The sequence below is a fragment of the Streptomyces sp. NBC_00353 genome (genome assembly GCF_036108815.1).
Taxonomy (GTDB): Bacteria; Actinomycetota; Actinomycetes; order Streptomycetales; family Streptomycetaceae; genus Streptomyces.
Window position 1 is genome coordinate 6347253 of record NZ_CP107985.1, and the last position, 15055, is coordinate 6362307.

At 70.3% G+C, this 15055-nt stretch carries 15 protein-coding genes; 8 read left to right on the forward strand and 7 right to left on the reverse strand.

What is annotated here, in order from left to right:
• Nucleotides 1-21: 21 nt before the first annotated feature.
• Entirely contained in the window at nucleotides 22-687 is a 666-nt protein-coding gene (locus tag OHA88_RS28685; protein WP_328629820.1) for a DUF1707 SHOCT-like domain-containing protein, read from the forward strand.
• A 66-nt stretch (nucleotides 688-753) separates the two neighbouring features.
• Here OHA88_RS28685 and OHA88_RS28690 read toward each other — a convergent pair whose 3' ends face one another.
• On the reverse strand, nucleotides 754-2007 hold the full coding sequence (locus tag OHA88_RS28690) for an SGNH/GDSL hydrolase family protein (RefSeq protein ID WP_328627613.1): 1254 nt from the start codon (nucleotides 2005-2007) through the stop codon (nucleotides 754-756).
• A gap of 153 nt (nucleotides 2008-2160) precedes the next feature.
• Here OHA88_RS28690 and OHA88_RS28695 point away from each other — a divergent pair, with 153 nt between their 5' ends.
• Nucleotides 2161-3555 carry a DUF445 domain-containing protein gene (locus OHA88_RS28695; RefSeq protein WP_443044302.1) on the forward strand — a complete coding sequence of 465 codons (1395 nt, stop codon included), beginning with the start codon at nucleotides 2161-2163 and terminating at the stop codon, nucleotides 3553-3555.
• A 139-nt stretch (nucleotides 3556-3694) separates the two neighbouring features.
• Here the strand turns inward: OHA88_RS28695 and OHA88_RS28700 are convergent, their stop codons facing one another.
• A complete protein-coding gene (locus OHA88_RS28700; RefSeq protein WP_267004961.1) occupies nucleotides 3695-3997 on the reverse strand; it encodes a hypothetical protein in 303 nt (100 codons plus the stop codon).
• Between the two features lie 194 nt (nucleotides 3998-4191).
• Between OHA88_RS28700 and OHA88_RS28705 the strand changes: the two genes are divergently transcribed.
• The 3 genes from OHA88_RS28705 to OHA88_RS28715 all read left to right on the forward strand — a co-directional run bounded on the left by OHA88_RS28705 (nucleotide 4192) and on the right by OHA88_RS28715 (nucleotide 6933).
• Nucleotides 4192-5694 carry an MFS transporter gene (locus OHA88_RS28705; protein ID WP_328627615.1) on the forward strand — a complete coding sequence of 501 codons (1503 nt, stop codon included), beginning with the start codon at nucleotides 4192-4194 and terminating at the stop codon, nucleotides 5692-5694.
• Complete coding sequence (locus OHA88_RS28710) at nucleotides 5691-6281, forward strand: TetR/AcrR family transcriptional regulator (protein WP_267004963.1); 591 nt, start codon at nucleotides 5691-5693, stop codon at nucleotides 6279-6281. The genes OHA88_RS28705 and OHA88_RS28710 overlap by 4 nt, the downstream gene beginning before the upstream one ends.
• A gap of 64 nt (nucleotides 6282-6345) precedes the next feature.
• Nucleotides 6346-6933 (forward strand): hypothetical protein, encoded by a 588-nt coding sequence (locus OHA88_RS28715; RefSeq protein WP_328627616.1) that lies wholly within the window; start codon nucleotides 6346-6348, stop codon nucleotides 6931-6933.
• 14 nt (nucleotides 6934-6947) lie between these two features.
• Here OHA88_RS28715 and OHA88_RS28720 read toward each other — a convergent pair whose 3' ends face one another.
• The 4 genes from OHA88_RS28720 to OHA88_RS28735 all read right to left on the reverse strand — a co-directional run bounded on the left by OHA88_RS28720 (nucleotide 6948) and on the right by OHA88_RS28735 (nucleotide 11074).
• A complete protein-coding gene (locus tag OHA88_RS28720) occupies nucleotides 6948-7679 on the reverse strand; it encodes an SDR family oxidoreductase (RefSeq protein ID WP_328627617.1) in 732 nt (243 codons plus the stop codon).
• Nucleotides 7680-7925: 246 nt separating this feature from the next.
• Nucleotides 7926-8363, reverse strand: a complete 438-nt coding sequence (locus OHA88_RS28725) for a cupin domain-containing protein (protein WP_328627618.1) — start codon at nucleotides 8361-8363, stop codon at nucleotides 7926-7928.
• A 339-nt stretch (nucleotides 8364-8702) separates the two neighbouring features.
• Nucleotides 8703-10424, reverse strand: a complete 1722-nt coding sequence (locus tag OHA88_RS28730) for an NAD-dependent malic enzyme (RefSeq protein ID WP_328627619.1) — start codon at nucleotides 10422-10424, stop codon at nucleotides 8703-8705.
• A 302-nt stretch (nucleotides 10425-10726) separates the two neighbouring features.
• The gene (locus OHA88_RS28735) at nucleotides 10727-11074 is read right to left on the reverse strand and encodes a hypothetical protein (protein WP_328627620.1); all 348 of its coding nucleotides are present in this window, start codon (nucleotides 11072-11074) and stop codon (nucleotides 10727-10729) included.
• 490 nt (nucleotides 11075-11564) lie between these two features.
• Between OHA88_RS28735 and OHA88_RS28740 the strand changes: the two genes are divergently transcribed.
• From OHA88_RS28740 to OHA88_RS28750, 3 genes are all read left to right on the forward strand, one after another.
• Nucleotides 11565-11834, forward strand: a complete 270-nt coding sequence (locus tag OHA88_RS28740) for a hypothetical protein (protein ID WP_328629821.1) — start codon at nucleotides 11565-11567, stop codon at nucleotides 11832-11834.
• A 113-nt stretch (nucleotides 11835-11947) separates the two neighbouring features.
• Nucleotides 11948-12337, forward strand: coding sequence for a hypothetical protein (locus tag OHA88_RS28745; protein ID WP_328627621.1), 390 nt, complete (start codon nucleotides 11948-11950; stop codon nucleotides 12335-12337).
• A 173-nt stretch (nucleotides 12338-12510) separates the two neighbouring features.
• On the forward strand, nucleotides 12511-13524 hold the full coding sequence (locus tag OHA88_RS28750) for a hypothetical protein (RefSeq protein WP_328627622.1): 1014 nt from the start codon (nucleotides 12511-12513) through the stop codon (nucleotides 13522-13524).
• Between the two features lie 102 nt (nucleotides 13525-13626).
• On the opposite strand, the gene OHA88_RS28755 is transcribed toward OHA88_RS28750, so the two are convergent.
• Nucleotides 13627-14847: a hypothetical protein gene (locus OHA88_RS28755; RefSeq protein WP_328627623.1), complete on the reverse strand. Its 1221-nt coding sequence runs from the start codon at nucleotides 14845-14847 to the stop codon at nucleotides 13627-13629.
• Nucleotides 14848-15055 lie beyond the last annotated feature (208 nt).

Below are 15055 nucleotides of genomic sequence, written 5' to 3' on the forward strand. Positions count from 1 at the left end.
ATGACGAGCGAACATCCGGACATGCGTGCTTCCGATGCCGAGCGTGAGCGTGTCGCCGAGGTACTGCGCGAGGCGGTGGCTGAGGGACGGCTGCAGATGGAGGAGTTCGAGCAGCGGCTCGACGCGACCTACAAGGCCCGTACGCACGGTGAGTTGGAGCCGCTGGTCCGTGACCTTCCGGCGCCGGGCGGGGTGGTGGCACCGGTGGGTCCGGGAGGCTCGCCCGCACGGACGGGTTCGACGGGGGTCGACTGGGCGGCACGTGTCGGCGGCCCCGCCACCTCGACGGGGGCGTTCGCCTTCTGGGGCGGCTTCAGGCGCAAGGGCACGTGGACGGTGGCCCGGAAGTTCACCGCGTTCGCGATGTGGGGCGGCGGCGAGATCGATCTGCGTGAGGCCCGCTTCGAGGACCGTGAGGTCGTCGTCCGCTGCTTCACGATCATGGGCGGGATGCAGGTGACGGTCCCGCCGGAGCTGGATGTCGAGGTCAGGGGCATCGGCATCATGGGCGGCTTCGGCGACCGGGCGTCGGGCGAGGGCATCCCCTCGCCGGGCTCGCCGCGGGTGCGGATCACCGGCTTCGCGCTGATGGGCGGGGTCGATGTGGAGCGCAAGCGGACGAAGGCGGAGAAGGAGCGGGAGCGGGAGCGTGCCCGGCAGCTGAAGAAGGGCTCGGGGGAGGACTAGGGCCCGTCCGGCGACGAGGACACGGCGGTGTGCCCGGCTCCGGGCGCACCGGACCCATCGCTCCGGTCAGAGCTGGTCGGACGCCGGCCTGCTCCGGTGCAGGGTCCGCAGATTCACCTGGTGTCCCAGTCGCAGATATCCGTTGTCGTTGAGATGCAGATGGTCGCCGCAGTCGAACTCCGGGAGGAGCCGGCTCGGCCGGTACGGGTCGCGTACCACCCGGTCGAAGTCGACGACCTCGTCGAAGATGCCGCCCGCCCGGATCAGCGCGTTGACCTGATTCCGTACGGCGTCCCGGGCGGGCGTCCAGGCGAGGGAACCCTCGAACGGCATCAGTGTGGCCCCGACGACGTGCAGTCCGCGGTCGTGGGCGCGCTCCGTCATGGCCCTGAGCGCGTCCGCGATCCGCTGCGGGTCCCGCTCCTGCGGGAACTGCTGCACGTCGTTGACGCCGAGCGCGATGATGACGGTCTTCACATCGGCGACGCCCAGCACATCCCGGTCGAAGCGGGCGCTCGCCCGCTGCCCGTATATCTGCCCGTAGCCCTGCCCGTCGCGCAGGATGCGGTTGCCGGCGATGCCCTGGTTGACCACCGCGTACCGGCCGCGAAGCCGGTCGGCGAGGACGTCGGGCCAGCGGCTGTTGGCGTCGAGGGTCGAGCCGGTGCCCGCGGTCAGCGAGTCACCGATGGCGACGATCGCCCCCGCGGCAGCCTTGTTGCGGACGTCCACGGCGGTGAGGTAGCGCCACAGGTTGCTGCGCCACGTGCCGTGTCCGTCCGCCACGTACGAGGTCTGGTGGCTGTTCGGGTGGATGGTGACGGGACCGTCGGCGGTGGGCGTGCGCAGGGTGACGACGAGATCGGCGTCGGGGGCGACAGGGACGACGACCGGGTCGCTGACGACCTGTCCGCCCGCCGGGATCGTGACGGACGGGGCGCTGCGGAAGGAGACGGGCCGGGTGTTCACCGTGGCCTGATCGACGAGCAGCGGACGCGTACCGAAGAGGTTGGAGAGGGTGATGCGGGCCGCGTCGCCGCCGATGCTGGTGTGCACGACGTTACGGATGGTGCGCCGGGTCAGGTCGTCATCGGTGTGCGTGTCCGCCACACCGGCCGTCGGAGCCCCGGCCCAGGTGCCGATCCAGACACCGGTGGAGTGGGCCGGCGCAGCGGGCGTACGGGCCACCGACTCCGTGCCGACCTGCTTGGACCCGCCACCGGAGAACAGTGCGGATCCGGCGAACGCCACGATCGCGGCGAGCGCGGCGGTGCCCGCCACGAGGGCTGTGAGCAGGGCGGGTCCGTGGCGCCTGGGCATGGGCGGAGTGTCTCCTCGTGGTGGTGCGGGCTGATCTCATGATGAAGCAGGGCGCGGGGGAACTCGACATGCGGCCCGGGAGTAGGTCAGGTAAGGACAATGCGTACGGGGCACCGGGGGCGATGCGTACGTGTACGCGGACGGGTGGAGCGGATGGAACGGATCGAGCGGACCAGGTCGGACGAGCCGGGCGGGGGACCGGCCGAGCCCGCACGGGCGCTGGGCGGCGCGGACGGGAGCTCCGGCACGGCAGCCTCCGCTCCCGTACACCACTCCCCCCTCGCCTCCTTCGCGTACACGGCCGCCGACGAGGAGAAGCGGCGTGGCGTACGCCGTATGAAAACCACGGCCACCGGCCTCCTCCTGCTTGTCGCGCTCGTGTACGTCCTTGCCACCTGGGCGAAGAACGCGGGTGTGGGCGGCTGGCCGGGCTTCGTCGCCGCGGCCGCCGAGGCGGGGATGGTGGGTGCGCTGGCCGACTGGTTCGCCGTCACGGCGCTGTTCAAACGTCCGCTCGGCCTGCCGATCCCGCACACCGCCATCATCCCTACCAAGAAGGACCAGCTCGGAGCCTCATTGGGTTCCTTCGTAGGGGAAAATTTTCTTTCCGGCGATGTCGTACGCGGCCGGATACACGCTCTCGGCATCGGCGGCCGGCTCGGAGCCTGGCTGGCGGAGCCGGACCACGCCGACCGGGTGACCGCCGAGCTGGCGACCGCGCTGCGCGGTGCGCTGACCGTCCTGCGCGACTCCGACGTACAGGCCGTGGTCGGTGAGGCGATCACCCGGCGGGCGAACGCGGTGGAGGTCGGCCCCGGTCTCGGCAAGATGCTGGAGACGATCGTCGCGGACGGCGGCCACCGCAGGGTCGTGGACCTGATCTGCGTACGCGCGCACGACTGGCTGATCCTGCACGGCGACTCGGTGATGGATGCGGTGCAGGGCGGGGCGCCGGGCTGGACGCCCCGGTTCGTCGACAAGCGGGTGGGGGAGCGGGTCTACAAGGAGCTGCTGCGTTTCGTGACCGAGATGCGGGACATGCCGGAGCATCCGGCGCGCTACTCGATCGACACGTTCCTGACGGACTTCGCCGCCGACCTCCAGACCGACTCGGACACCCGGGCGCGGGTGGAGCGGCTGAAGTCGGAGATCCTGGGGCGCCGCGAGGTCCAGGACGTCATCGCATCGGCCTGGTCGTCCGTCCGCACGATGATCATCACGGCTGCTGAGGACGAGCGCAGCGAGCTGCGGCTGCGGGCGCGCGCCTCGCTGATGTCGCTGGGGGCGCGGCTGGCGACGGACGGCCGGCTCCAGGCGAAGCTGGAGGGCTGGCTGGAGGACGCGGCGGTGTATGTCGTCACGACGTACCGAACGGAGATCACGTCGCTGATCAGTGACACGGTCGCGAGCTGGGACGCGGATCAGACGTCGAAGAAGATCGAGGCGCACATCGGCCGTGACCTGCAGTTCATCCGAATCAACGGCACGGTGGTGGGTGCGCTGGCGGGGCTGCTGATCTATACGGTGTCGCGGGCGTTCGGCGCGTAACGACGCCCCTGTGAGGGTTCCGGGTGCGTACCCGGCCTGTCGTACGGGTACGCACCCGGCTTACGCGGGGGAGTGCTCTTGAATACGCGCCCCACCGCTCTCGCGTTCAGTGTTCCGTGGGCCTCGCGGGAGAAATTTCTCAGGCGGCGCGGCGGGTGACCGCCCATGACGCGGCGGCGACCGTGCCCGCCACGGTGAAGACGGCCGGCCAGGCGCCGAGCTTCTTGGCCAGCGGGTGCGATCCGGCGAACGCGGCGACGTACGCCGTGGTCAGAGCGGTGGCCGCACGGGGTCCGGCCTGCCGGTTCCACTCGTACGCGGCGACGGACCCCGCGGCGGCCAGCGCGACGCCGCCCAGCGGCCGCTTCTTGGTCCAACGTGCGATCGCGTACCCGCCGACCAGTCCGCTCGCCGCCACTGCCGCTGCCGGAACTTTCGCCATAGCCGCCACCTTCGTCTTCTCGCCGGCCGGTTCTTCTCGCTGTCCGGCTCTTCTCGGCTTCCGAGGCTAACGCGGCGGGCGGACCTCAGGTTGCCGGAGGGGGTGTACATGCGTTTACCTAGAGGGTGAACGCATGTACACCCCCCTCAGGGTGCCGCCACCGGCACCACCGCCGAGCACCGTACGGAGAATGCATGTCCGCGGACATATCCGCCCCCGACGGGGCAACCGGGCAGACCCGGACCCCGCACCACCCCCGCTTCGCCGTGGGCGTCCTCGCGTTCTGCGGCGTCGTGGTCGCGGTCATGCAGACGATCGTCGTCCCGCTTCTCCCGCACATCCCGGCCCTCACCGGCGCGACCCCCACCGCCGCGAGCTGGCTGGTCACCGTCACCCTCCTCACCGGCGCCGTCTTCACGCCCGTCCTGGGCCGGGTCGGCGACATGTACGGCAAGCGGCGGGTGCTGGTCGCATCGCTCGCGGTCCTCGTGATGGGCTCGGTGCTGTGCGCCGTCAGCTCCCACATCGGCGTACTCATCACCGGCCGCGCCCTCCAGGGCGCCGCGCTCGCCGTCGTACCGCTGGGCATCAGCATCCTGCGCGACGAACTCCCGCCCGAGCGGGTCCTCTCCGCGGTCGCCCTGATGAGTTCGACGCTCGGCATCGGTGCGGCCGTCGGTCTGCCGGTCGCGGCGCTCGTCGTCGAGAACTTCGACTGGCACACCATGTTCTGGGTGTCGGGTGCGATCGGCATCGTCGACATCGTGCTGGTGCTCTGCTGCGTACCGGAGTCCCCGCTGCGCACCCGCGGCCGGTTCGACGCCGTCGGCGCGCTGGGTCTGTCCGCGGCCCTGGTCTGCCTGCTGCTCGCGGTGACGCAGGGCGCCGACTGGGGCTGGACGTCGACGCGCACGGTCGGCCTGCTCGTCGCGGCCGTGGTGGTGACGCTGCTCTGGGGCGCGTACGAGCTCCGCGTGCCGACGCCCATGGTCGACCTGCGGGTCTCGGCCCGCCCGGCCGTCCTGCTCACCAACGTCGCCGCCCTGCTGATCGGCTTCGCCTTCTACGCGAACTCGCTGGTCACCGCGCAGATGGTGCAGGAACCGAAGGTGACGGGCTACGGGCTCGGTGCCTCGCTCGTCGTCAGCGGGCTCTGCCTGCTGCCGGGCGGTGTGGCGATGGTGGCGCTCTCGCCGGTGTCGGCCCGGATCTCGGCGAAGTACGGGCCGAAGGTCAGCCTGGCGCTGGCGGCGGGGATCATCGCCGTCGGCTATGTGGTGCGGTACTTCACCAGCCACAGCCTGTGGCTGATCATCGCCGGTGCGACGGTCGTCGCCTCGGGCACGGCCATCGCGTACTCGGCGCTGCCCGCCCTGGTGATGCGCGGGGTCCCGGTCAGCGAGACGGGTGCGGCCAACGGCCTCAACACGTTGATGAGGTCGATCGGACAGGCCTTCTGCAGTGCGACGGTGGCGGCGGTCCTCGCCAACATCACGTTCCGGGCCGGCGGCCGGACGGCCCCGACGCTCCACGCCTACCAGGTCGTCTTCCTGATCGCGGCGGGCGCGGCACTGCTGGCGCTGACGGTCACGCTGTTCCTGCCCGGCAGCCGTACACCTGAGGCAGGTACGGTCGGAGAGAACCGCAACGACCGCAAGGGCGGTGCGCGGACGATCCCGATCGAGGAGGGCGCATGACCGGCAGCCGGGCCGCCGTTCCGGCCCCTTCGCCGTCCCCGGTCCCCGCCGACCAGGGCACGGGCCGGGACGCGATCCTGCGCGCGGCGCGGCGGGCGTTCACCCAGCGCCCGTACGCCGAAGTGACCATCCGGGGGATCGCCGCAGACGCCGGAGTCAGCCCCTCCCTGGTCGTGAAGCACTTCGGCCGCAAGGAAGAACTCTTCAACACCGTCGCCGACTTCGGCCCGGCCGCCGAGGAACTCTTCGACGCCCCGCTCGACATGCTGGGCCGCCACATGGTGGTGACTCTCGTACGCCGCAGGCGCGAGCTGAAGTCGGACCCGCTCCTGCGCGTCGTGTTCTCCCTGGGCAACCAGGACGAACGCTCCTTGCTGCGCGACCGCTTCCACGAGCAGGTCACCGAGGCGCTGATCGCCCGCCTCCCCGGCCGTGAACGCACCCTGCGCGCCGAGCTGATCGCCGGTCACCTTCTCGGCCTCGGCGCCACACTGAGCCTGCACCGCGAGGGCGCGGGTTCACTTGCCACCCCCGAACACCTCGCCGATCTGTACGCGCCGGCGCTCCAGACCCTGATCACGGGCTGAGGCCGCCGGGGGCGGAGGGCCGACCATGGCGGTATGGTCTGGGCCAATCGACGAGGGGGGCCTCATGTCTGTCCGTACCATCCGTTCCCGGCGTACCACCCGTGCCCGTACCCGCATGCGTGCCGCCGCCGGGCTGACCGTGCTGCTGGGCGCGTGCCTGATGGGCTGCAGCAGCGTCGAGACGTCGGACGGGCCCGGTGGCGACGTTCCGTACGTGGCGCCGTCGGCGAATGCGGCGGCCGCGTCCCGGGCGGCGCAGGCGCAGGCGGAAGCGGACGCCCAGGCGTCGGCCGATGCGGAGGACGCCGCCCGTATGTCCTCCGACAAGCCCGCGAGCAGGCCCGCGCAGGTCCGCGATGCGTTCGCCACCCTGCAGGCGACCCTGAACGACACCTGCACCCCGGGCACGGGCAACTGCGCCTACGTCCTGGGCCGGGTCCACGACGAACTGGCGGGCCTGGAGGCGTCGATGAAGGCGTATCCGAAGGACCCGGGGCACTTCAAGGAGCCCGTGGCCTGGATGACCACCCTGGACAGGACGCTGAAGGGCGACACCTCCACGGAGAACCTGGAGAAGCACCGCTCAGAGCTGTTCGGCACGCGCGACCGCATCAACACGTGGATGCAGGGCCACCCGGAGGACTACCGCTGACGGAGCCGCGTCGTTCAGGAGAGCCAGTCGGCGTAATGGGTGGGGGCGATACGGACATCGCCCTTGGCGGTGAGGACGTCACCCCGGGCGGCGGCGAACATGCCGGCGGTGTCGTCGGTGACGACACTGCGGCCGTCGGGGCGAGCGTTCAGGGTGATCCGGCCGAGTTCGTCGAGAGGGAAGACATCGGGCCCGGCGACGTTCAGGATGCCGTTCAGAGGGATGCCGGCAGCGACTTCGGCGACAGCGTCGGAGACATCCTGGGCAGCGATCGGCTGGATCGGGGTAGGAGGCAGGCGGACGGTGTCGCCCTCAGTGGTCATGGCCAGAACCGAATCCATGAATTCCATGAACTGAGTGGCGCGGACGATCGAGTAGGGGATCGACGAGGCCTTGAGGATGTTTTCCTGGAGGACCTTGGCCCGGTAGTAGTCGAGGCCCGGAACCTGGTCCACGCCGACGATCGACAGGATGACGACATGGCCCACCCCGCCCTTGCGGCAGGCGGCCAGGAGGTTGTCCATCGAGGTCTGGAAGAACGCAGGGGAGGCGTCGTCGAAGGTCGGGGAGTTCGTCAGGTTGACGACGACATCGACGCCGGCCACCGCCTCGTCCAGGCCTTGGCCGGTGATGATGTCGACACCGGTGGACAGCGAGTGCGGCACGGCCTCGTGTCCTGCCGCTTTCAGCTTCTTCACGACCTGCGACCCGATCCGGCCGGTACCGCCCATTACTGCGAACTTCATGGGTCACCTTTCGTCGCGCTCCACTGGATGGCTCTCTGGAGCCCCGATGGCGCACTGGGGAGGGAAAGGGCGCTGACAGCGGATCCGGAATCGGGACCGGTGCCCCTTCTTCGCTTCACTCTCCGGCAATGGCCGACGATTTCTTCCTCACCGTGATGCGATCGCGCGGTGGGTCATCAGCCGTATCCCGGCCGATTTGCCGGCGTCCGGGAACCGGTTCACGGTTCGCGGCCCGGATGACCGCGGTCACGCAGGCCGCGGAGCCCGCCGGTCCTTACGCTGTGCCAGCTCCTCGTCGTCGACCAGGGTAAGCATGGGCTGGCCCGGCGCGCACATCATCGTCACGAGGAAACGGCTCGGGGAGTCCGTCCGGTTGTTTCCGTCCTGATAGTGGATTACATCGCCGCCCGGCTCCCAAAAGGTTTCCCCGGCCTTGATCACACGCTCCGGCTCACCTTCGAGCTCGAAAAGCATCTCCCCCTCCAGCATGTAGCCGAATGCCGGCCCCGAATGCCGGTGCGGAGGTGTGCCCGGATCGCCCGGGGGGAATTCGATGAGAACGGTCATCACCTCGGCCCCTTCCGGGACGTACGGCGGCTTGGCCGTCTGCAGCACGGTCAGCGCGGTCTTCCACGCTTCGGACCGTGGTTCCTGCTCTGTGTTCGCGGGCTCGTTGCTCGACATGGTGAAGCCTCCAGTGGCCTGGGCTGCACGGCTCAGTCTCGCACCGGCCCGGACGTGTCGCCTGTCGCCCGATGCACGGCTTGGGCACCGCCCGGAGCGCATGTGACGTCGGCTCAGCGGCGCCCAGACCGCCACCGGGTGCCATGCCATGCCGACCAGGATCATCGCGGTGAAACAGTGACCCGCCTTGAGCCAGGAGCGTGACACGGTCGAGGATCTCGACGGGCCGGCCTGCCTGCTCGGGCGCGGCCGGGCCGGGCTCAGCCGGTGCGGGGCAGAACGAGCAGGCCCCGCACCGCAGCAGCCTGATGGTGTGGCGCGCATTCACGCGGACCTCGGTCAGGATCCTCCGGCGTCGCGGATGGCTCTGATCTCCGGGTAGACCGGCTGCCACATGGCGTCCCGCACCAGCTTGCCGAAGCCGTCGTCGACCTCCGTGCGGGCGACGCCGTCGTGGGCCGCGGCGCGGCCGACCGCTCCCGCCACCGCAGCGGAGGTCGCGCGCAGCGCGTCGGGCAGCGGGAGGACGGGCGCGCCCGGCGTACTCCCGTCGACCTGTCCGGCCACCGCGTGGGCGGCGGCGACGAGCATGCCGTCGGTGACACGGGTGGCGCGGGCGAGGATGGCACCCAGGCCCAGCCCGGGAAAGATCAGCGCGTTGTTCGCCTGACCGATCAGATACGTCACGCCCCGGTACTCGACCGGTTCGAAGGGGCTGCCGGTGGCCACCAGCGCCTGCCCGTCGGTCCATTTCAGCAGATCGGCGGGGGTGGCCTCGGCCAGCGGCGTCGGATTGGACATCGGCAGGATGACCGGCCGCCGGGCGTGGGCGGCCATCTCCCGTACCACCTGCTCGGTGAAGGCACCGCCCTGACCGGAGGTGCCGATCAGCACCGTCGGCCGGACCCGGCGGACCACCTCGGCGAGGGCGACGCCGTTGTGCTGCGCGTCCCGTTCCCAGCCGGCCACCTCGGCCGCCGGACGGGCGTAGCGGATCTGGGCGTCGCGCAGGCCGTCCTGGTCGTCGGTCAGCAGGCCGTACCGGTCCACAGCCCAGAAGCGGCGGTCGGCCTCCTCCTCCGACAGCCCGTCGGCCACCAGGGCGTCGCGGAACTGGTCGGCGATACCCGTGCCGGCGCTTCCGGCGCCGAAGACGACGATGCGGTGGTCGGTCATCGCCATGCCGCTGGCCTTCGTCGCGGACAGCACGGCGGCGAGGTTGACGGCGCCGGTGCCCTGGACGTCGTCGTTGAAGGTGAACACCCGGTCCCGGTAGTGGTCCAGGATGCGGCGGGCGTTGGCGGTGCCGAAGTCCTCCCAGTGCAGCAGCGCGTCGGGGAAGAGCTGGTTCGCGGTGGTCACGTACGCATCGATGAAGGCGTCGTACGCCTTCTCGTCCACGCGCGGATGGCGGTTGCCCAGGTAGAGGGGGTCCTCCAGCAGTTGCTGCCGGTTGGTGCCGACGTCCAGCATGACTGCGAGCGTGCGGTTGGGGTCGACCCCGCCGGCCGCGGTGTAGACGGCGAGTTTGCCCTCGGAGATGTCGATGCCGCCGACGCCCCAGTCGCCGATGCCCAGGATCGCCTCACCGTCGGTCGCCACGATCAGATCGACATCGCCGGCCCCGAGACCGGAGCCGCGCAGCGCGCCCTCGATCTCCTCGGGGGCGTTCACGGAGAGATAGATCCCGTGCGGGCGGCGGAACTCGTAGCTGTAGCGCTCGATCGCGGTGCCGACGGTCGGGGTGTAGACGATCGGCAGCATCTCGCCGAGGTGGTCGCCGACGAGCCGGTAGAACAGCACCTCGTTGCGGTCGTGCAGACCGGTCAGATAGACGTTCTTGGCGAGGTCGCTGGGCTGCGAACGGTACTGCGCGTAGGCGCGCTCCGCCTGCTGGTCCTGGGTGAGAGTCTGCGACGGCACCAGGCCCACCAGGCCCAGTGTCGCGCGTTCCTCCTGGGTGAAGGCCGTGCCGCGGTTGAGCCGTGGATCGGCGAGTACGGCCCGGCCCGTCGCGGTGGTCTCGAAGCGGTGTTCCCCGGCGATCCAATGGGTGCCCATGAGCGGTCTCCCGTCGTCGGCCCTCGTCGCATTGCCATGTTCCATCCGCTCACCCCAATGGCGCCACCGGAGAACAGCCGGACGTCCTTCGGCGACGTCCTGCTTCCCCATGAGCGTCGATCGAGCCGCCATTCCATCGGTCTTGGACGACCCCGGCAGCATCACCGCCGTCGCTGGGTACCGGGACGCCCCGGCCGCCGAGGCCGACAGACCCTGCACGCGACCCCGCCCCGGTACGAGCGGGATGCGACGCGTACCGGGGCGGGCGGCGGTGACGTAGAGGATCAGGACCGGGGCCGGGATCAGCTGAAGACGACGGACCGGAGCTTCAACCGCTCGGAGGCGTGACCGCCGAAGGGACGGAGGGAGAAGTCGTCGCCGTCACAGTCGGGTCCGGTGAAGACGGTGGCGGTCGAGGCGGTGAAGTTCCAGGGAGAGTCGGCGGGGTTCGACGAGTTGGGGTCGGCCACCTCGGGCAGCGTGACGCACTCTCCGCTCGGCGGGTTGACCAGCTCGGCAATCTGCGGGGTGCCGTCGAGACCGGTGTACCTGTAGGCGAAGAATCCGACGGTTGCACTGGCCGAGGTCGGCAGTGTCACGACGAGCGCGAGCGCGCCGAGGGCGGCAGCGACGGTGGTACGAAGGCGCATGAAGGGCACTCCTTGCGAGATACGGAGGAATACGTTCCGCTTCAACTTGTCCCGGTGACCTGCGGTTATTGCGGAGCGCGCGCCTCCGTCACCCGGAAGTGAACAGCCGAATCGGTTCTGCCGACGGCCATGTGGGTCACCTCCCGCTTCGTCGCGCTCGTGGGGGCCGTTCGGGTGAAGAGCTGGGTGGGCGCGTCGAGGACCCGGGCGGTTTCGATGCTGTCGGGAAGGTGCCGCGCCGGCAGGGCGGCAGCGCGGACACGATCACACGCCACAGCCCGAGAGAGAACTGGCCGGAATTCCTCGAAGCCGGGGCCCGTCCTCCCTCTGAGTGTCGGCTGCGCAGGCCGCGTTCCGAGGCCGTAGGCGCGAACCCGGCTACCCATGACAGCACCGGCCTCTACCTGTTCGGATAGCCTCTCCGGAACAGACCCGAGCGACCTGCGAGCAACCAGTGATCCGAGACCTCTACAACGTCCGGTTGCAGTCCGTGGAAGGTGGTTCCACACCGCTGACCGACGACGAAGAGCGGCGCATGCGGGCGATGTTGTTCAGCGAGCTCGGCAACGAAATCGCCGACCGGGGCTGGGTCCGGTTCCCCGCGTACTCGCCGGAGGACCGCCGCCGGCTGATCGACGTAGCGCACCGCCTCAGCTCCCACTGGGGGCAGCAGGTGTTCGTCGAGGCCGAAGACCAGTGCAGGCTGAAGCTCCATCTCGCCGGGTACGGGACGCAGCCGACGAACCCGACCCCACGCTGACCGCGTACGAGACCGCCAGGGTGGACCGCATGAGCAGCATCCGTTCAGCAGGCCACATGGGCTTCAGGTAGCCCGCCAGGAATTCCCTGGCGGTTCGCTACCGACGGAGTCCCGTGGCACGCACCGCTCATCACCTCCCGCCCTCCCGGACGAAGAAGACCACCGGCGACCGGTCGGGTGCCCCGTGGCACTCGGTGATCCTCCTGGATCTCCGCTACAGCGCCCGGTGCTTCGCCGAGGCGGCGCACCATTCCCACCGGCCCCGGCCCCGCGCTGTCCGACGGCAGGTGGACGTCTACCGCTTCCCCCGCCACAACCGCGACCGCGGGGTCGCGCGATGGTCCGCCCTGGAGGAACGCCGGGCCCGACAACGCCTCCGCACGCAGATGGGAATCATCCGGCGCCTGGTGAACACCGCCGGCGGCCAACTCGCGCTCACTGCCGCGGACATGGTGGACGTGCCGTCTGCGAACCACCGACACGGCTCGCTCTGGTTCGCCTGACCCGCACCGAGGGCGTGACGCGAAGTCCCGTTCGCATGGTGGGAGATGGCGATGGTGCGGTACCGTGACGAAATCATCACGCTCTGTGTGCAAGCGCGCACATAGGGCGGCCCCCGGCGGTGCGCCAACACCATCCGAGGGCCTTCATCACCAGTGGACAGGAACCACCGGAAATGCTGCGTCATGCTATCGCCCCGTCCCGGCGCTTCACGAAGGCATCGCACGATGTCGTGCGCCATCCGCGTCTGAGCAGTGACGCGAAGATCCTCCTCCTGTACGTCCAGGGCCTTCCCGAAGACACCCCTTGCAGGCCCCTGAGCGAACTCGCCCGGAAAGTGGGCATCAAGGGTCGCGCGTACCAGAAGGCGAAGGAACAACTGGTCGCGCACGGGTACGTACACGAATGGCGGACCCAGGGCGGCCGAGGCCGCTGGATCACCGAGCAACTGGTCGCGAACACCCCTCTGACGGATGAGCAGGCAGAACACCTGCGAGGGGCCCCGCCCACCACCCCGCCACCGAGTACGCAGATTCCGACGGTCGGCGAACCGGCCCCCCGGACGGTCGGTGGCTGTAAACCCGTAGAAGACCACAGTGATAAGACCACTCCCCACCCACCCTCCGAAGTCCGGCCGGCGACGGACCCGGAACCCGAACCGACGCCGAGACCGGCCGACTCCCACCAACTGGCCTGCGCGGTACGGGTCCTGCTCTCGTTGCGCCACACCCGTCGCGAACTACACCTGGGAGTGCGCGAGGCCCGCGCACTGGCCGTGGAGGCGGTCAAGTGGCTGGAGCGCGGCCTGAGCGAGTCCGACCTGAGACAGGCGCTGCTCGCCGAACGCCCGGAAGGCGGCGTGCGCTCGGCGTTCGGCTTCCTGCGTTACCGCCTCATCCAGAAGCTCCCCGCGGACCCTTCCCCGCCCCCGCTGCCTCAACTCCCGTCGCCCGCCGCCCTGGTCGTCTGCTCCTCACCCGGTGAGGAACACGTCTTCCGCCCCCTGGGAGAGGAGACGGAATGCGCCCCGTGCCGCCAGGCCACCGCATGCGCGACCTTCTACGGCGCCCCCGCACCGGAGCCTGATCGCATCCCGTGGCGCGAACGGTTCGCGAAGATCGGGGTGACTCAGTCGAGCCCTGGCGGACAGCCGAGAACGAGGGCGCCGGAACTGAAGGCGGCGCGGTAACAGTGCCCGCCCCCACGCAGAGCTCAGACGTCGAGCGACTTGTGGCGCGGCCCGCGTCGTCCTGGGGTTGCTCATGACCTGGGGTTGCTCATGAAGAGAACGCTAGGGCGCGTCGGGCGTCAGGCGGATGACGGCCGGCTGCGTCGCGCTGTGGTGGCCGACAAGATTGGCCGCCGCGAGGATGGTGTGCGTCCCGGGGATGACGTCTGCCTTCACCATCGTCAGCCATCGACGCTGCAGGGGCGGAAGGCTGGTCTCCTGCCAGCCCTCTGTGTTCGGCGGTGCGTCGATGCGGAAGTACGTGCCCTCCGCGGTTCGGTACGTCCAGGCGCCGAGCACCATGCCCCCGGTGCCGTCGGGGATGGCCTGGCCGTAGGTCTTGTCCCTGAAGGGGCGCGGCGGCCCGGGCACCGGCTGCCAGCGGGTGCCGCTCCAGTGCAGCAGGATGCGCTCGGCCGCATCCCGGGGCTCCTCGCGTTCCTCATCGCGCCCGTCAACGACCGAGTGCACCCCGAGGGCCCAGGCATCGCTCGCGGATTCCGCGCGGATGCCCGAGAGGATCGAGCCGTTGTCGACCACCTTCGCGTCGTACGGGGCCTGATAGCGGCGCAGGCGGGTCAACTGCCAGCGGTTGCCGTCCCAGTGGACCGCTGCGGGCTGCTTGGGGCGGTCGTCGAATGCTTTGTCCCCGGCGACCCACACATCGTCCGCAGTTCGCGCCTCGACGTCGATGCCGCGGGCCGGCAGCGGCACGGTCCGCCATCGGGTGCCGTCCCAGTGCCGAGCGGCGCCCGAGGCGTCGAGGGCCCAGGCATCGTCGGGTGAAACCACATCGAGGTCCACCGGGGGGAAGTCCAGCGGGACCTGGTGCCAGCGGGTGCCGTCCCAGCGCAACGCCGGGCAGCGCTTCCATGGGCCGCTCGGCACATCGCCGGTCTGCTGCGGCGGCACACCGCCCCACGCGTCCGGGTAGAGCCACACACTGCGTGGACCCGCAGCGGCAAGCCGCAACCACGGTTGTGCCCGCAGCTGGGCGGGGATCTGCACGGCCGACCACCGGCCGTCGAGCATCCGCAGCAGGCCCGGCTTCCATCTGTCCGCCGCCCCGCGCTGCTCGGTGACCGCCCATGCCTCGGTGGCCGAGACCGCCGCGAGGTCCGCCATGTGCACCTGGCCGGGCGGGCCCACGTAGTCGATACTCCACGCCCCGGCCCGGGGCGGCGGGGGCACGTCGTCCGACGTGCCGATCCTGCAGCCGCCGAGCAGCAGCAACAGGGCCGCCGCCGACAGCCGCACCGGCCGGCCGGATCTCCTCCGCCCCATCCGGCCCTCCCCTCGCAGAGCCCGGGACGCTACCGGTACTCCCCATACGCGTCGAGTGCCCGCAGCACATCCGCCTCCCGCGCGAGGGCTTCGCCAGGTTGGGCTCGCACCCGCACACCGGTCATTCACGGGCCGGAGTGTGCACGATGACTTGACGTGCCCCTGACGTAATGACTTGATGGGAGCGCTCCCATGTTTCTTCTGATGC